Origin of the sequence: Microcystis sp. M061S2, from assembly GCF_020245605.1 — a bacterium.
GTDB lineage: Bacteria > Cyanobacteriota > Cyanobacteriia > Cyanobacteriales > Microcystaceae > Microcystis.
Genome location: NZ_JADBUP010000112.1, coordinates 1 through 3,070, shown reverse-complemented (window position 1 = coordinate 3,070; position 3,070 = coordinate 1). Strand labels below are relative to the sequence as shown.

The window sequence follows — 3,070 nt, the reverse complement described above, 5'->3', positions numbered from 1 at the left end:
GATAATTTCGGGTTTTTGACCATATTCTTGACGGCTAAATTCTCAACCACAATCGTTTGATTTTCACGAACTAATTGAGTGGTTAGCTTATGTAAATGGTCTTTTCTGCTATCAGTAATTTGAGCGTGAATTCTGGCTACTGTGATTCTTGCTTTTTCCCGATTTTTTGACCCTTTCTGTTTTCTAGAAAGACTTTTTTGTGCCTTTTGCAGTCTCCGATAATGTTTCTTAAAATGCTTGGGATTAGATACTTTATCGCCGTCGCTGGTAATCACAAGGCTACTAATTCCTAAGTCAATTCCAATGGCTTTATCTGTTACTGGTAAAGGCTTAATCGTTGGGTCATCAAATCTAATTGAAATATGCCAGCGTCCTGATGGATGTAATCTGACTGTTACCGTGCTTGGTTCACAGCTTTCTGGTATTTGTCTTGACCATCGAATAGGTAAAGGTTCTGTGCATTTAGCTAAATAGATTTGTCTGTCTTTAAATTTAAAAGCAGACTTGGTAAATTCGGCACTTCCTCCTTGATGTTTTTTCTTAAAGTTAGGATACTTAGTACGACCAGCAAAGAAATTAGTAAAAGCTGTTTGTAAATGTCTTAACCCTTGTTGTAAGGGTACACAGCTTACTTCATTGAGAAAGTTTAATTCTTCTTGCTTTTTCCACTCGGTTAGCATTGAAGAAGTTTGAGCGTAGCCTACTCTTTCTTGTCTTTCATACCAAGCTTGTGTTCTGAGATGGAGAGCTTTATTGTAAACTAATCTTACACAGCCCAAAGTGCGCCGCAATAGCGACTCTTGTTCGGGTGTTGGGTAAAATCGGTAAGAATAGGCTTTTTCCATATCTCGCATTCTAGCATATATCGTGTAAATGCGCTAATATTTAACAGTAAAGCCGTCGTAGAACGACGGGGTTTCAGACCCAAATTTTCGATGACACCACGCTCGCTCACTGTTTTGCTGCTTTCTGTTCTTTTCTGGCTGTCTAGCTGGCTTATCATCCCTACTGCTCAAGCTTTGACCCCAATTCAACTATTAGATGTATCTTATAAAGACTGTCCCCCCGAATTAGCCGAGGGGAGTGTCACCAGTGGGGGAACCAGTTTTCCCGCTAATTGTTTTTTAATCACCGGCAAAGCTAAAAATAATTCCGGAAAAACCGTCTATGATGCCGATGTTTTTGGTCGGATTTACGATGCTAACGGGGAACCGGCTTTACAAAATCGTAGCCGAGTCGGGGCAATTCCAGAAGTGCCGCCGGGGATTAGTGATTTCGAGATCAGAATTTCTGTTTCTACCAATCAACCAACCCCCTTGCGACTGGAAAAATTCAAAGCTTCCGGTTTTACCAGCAGTGTGGATCCGCGGATTTAGAAACTGCTGCTGACCAGACTGGTGGCCCCTGTGGCTACGACACTCTGAACGACGTTGAGCAGCAGGAATGCGAGAATCGGGGACAAGTCCATCCCGCCTAGGGGTGGGATAATCGAGCGAAAGAGGTTTAAATAGGGATCGGTAATCGGACTGAGAAAAGACATAATCTGATAGGCCCAACCGGCATTTTGGAACCAAGTCAGTAAAACCCTAACAATTAGGATTACTGAGTAAATTTGCAGGAAATTGTTGATTATCGTCAAAATAAACCCTATATCGCTCATAAATAAATCTTTCCTCAAGGGGGCGTGATGGTTAGTTTAGCTTTGATCTTACCAAAAAAATGGTCTTTAGTTACTCTCGCCCCCCTATCTTACTGGTTTTAACCGGCTATCGGCATTCATCGGGGTTGACGGACACCTGGTAAGAAAACTGAATACAGCAGTTATCTGAATGGTGAGATATAGCATTTACATTTGAGATGTGGAAATCAATTTCTGAAAAAATGCTATAATCTCAGTCAATGTTTTAATAACTTTAATTATGGACAAGGCTCAGAAAATCAAAAAAGAGATCGAGGAACTAGATAAATGGATTAAAACGAATCCAGATTCAAGAGAATTAAAAAGAGCTATTGCCGTTAAACTATCTTTACAAGGATGGACTTATTAAGCGATCACCCCCATACTCAATGTCTCTCTAAGTTTTATTGGTAAATGGAAAACCCAGTTTGAAGACCGAGGTATCGCTGGATTAAAATTATCATACCAAGGAGCAAAAAGCTACTTAGATGAAGAGCAAAAACAAAAAGTTTTCAGTTGGCTGCAACAACAAGAATATTGGGATATAGCGGAGCTAGAATGCTATTTAATCGACCAATTTGATGTAGCATTTAAATCTCAAACGAGCTATTATAATTTGCTAAAAGAAGCGAAAATTAGTTGGCAAAAAGCTCAACCTAAAAATCCTCTTCAAGACCCAGAACTGGTCAAAAAAAAAGAACCAAGAAATCCAAGATATTATAACAGGGGTATTACCAGAAATAAAAGCTGAAAAGGTTGTTATATATACGATTGACGAAGTTCACCTACTAGAAGGAGACTTGATTAGCCATCTTTGGGGGAAGACAGATAAAAGACTAAAACTTCCACTTCTCAACCCGAAAAATCGTCAAACATACTAGGGGGCATTAAACTTAATAAATCCTGAACTTATCACTGAAGAATACAAGCAGGGAAATGGAGATTGCACAGTGGATTTTCTCAAAAAGTTAATCAAGATAAATCCAGGGAAAAGAATTATTATCTTTTGGGATGGAGCTTCCTATTATAGAGGGGAATTAATGCAAGGTTTTTTAGCTGAAGTAAATGAAGGTTTAGCCCCAGAAAACTGGAAAATAACTTGTCATTTATTTGCTCCTTATGCTCCTGAAGAAAATCCGATTGAAGCAATTTGGCTATCATTAAAAACCCTGGTAAGGAGATGCTACCGTTTCTGTAAAAATTTTGGGATTATGAAGAAGATATTTAATCTTTTAATCAACCTTAAACTATTTAGGGTTTGCTGAATAAATCTAAAAACCTTGTTGGGTAAGACTTTTAGACTTTTTTCCCCTCAAAAAGTGCCAGCACTTGGAGTGATCGGGGGGAAAATCCCTGGACTTTTTCCCTGAAAATTAGGTAGTTGACCACCTG

The 3,070-nt window shown here is 39.0% G+C and carries 3 protein-coding genes and 1 pseudogene; 2 read left to right on the top strand and 2 right to left on the bottom strand.

Features of this window, described 5'->3' with window-relative positions; translation table 11 throughout:
• The coding region (locus IM475_RS18285) for an RNA-guided endonuclease InsQ/TnpB family protein (protein ID WP_287728658.1) at nucleotides 1-845 on the bottom strand (845 nt) is incomplete at its 3' end.
• Between the two features lie 90 nt (nucleotides 846-935).
• Here IM475_RS18285 and IM475_RS18280 point away from each other — a divergent pair.
• On the top strand, nucleotides 936-1,376 hold the full coding sequence (locus IM475_RS18280; RefSeq protein WP_002741759.1) for a hypothetical protein: 441 nt from the start codon (nucleotides 936-938) through the stop codon (nucleotides 1,374-1,376).
• On the opposite strand, the gene IM475_RS18275 is transcribed toward IM475_RS18280, so the two are convergent.
• Entirely contained in the window at nucleotides 1,373-1,660 is a 288-nt protein-coding gene (locus IM475_RS18275) for a YggT family protein (protein WP_149973717.1), read from the bottom strand. The two genes, IM475_RS18280 and IM475_RS18275, sit on opposite strands and share 4 nt — an antisense overlap.
• Before the next feature lie 259 nt (nucleotides 1,661-1,919).
• On the opposite strand from IM475_RS18275, the pseudogene IM475_RS18270 reads away from it, so the two are divergent.
• Nucleotides 1,920-2,943 (top strand): annotated as a pseudogene (locus IM475_RS18270) (IS630 family transposase).
• The last annotated feature ends 127 nt before the right edge of the window (nucleotides 2,944-3,070 follow it).

Coding starts and splice junctions, on each gene's coding strand:
- IM475_RS18280 (WP_002741759.1), top strand. CDS start 936: ATGACACCACGCTCGCTCACTGTTTTGCTGCTTTCTGTTCTTTTCTGG.
- IM475_RS18275 (WP_149973717.1), bottom strand. CDS start 1,660: ATGAGCGATATAGGGTTTATTTTGACGATAATCAACAATTTCCTGCAA.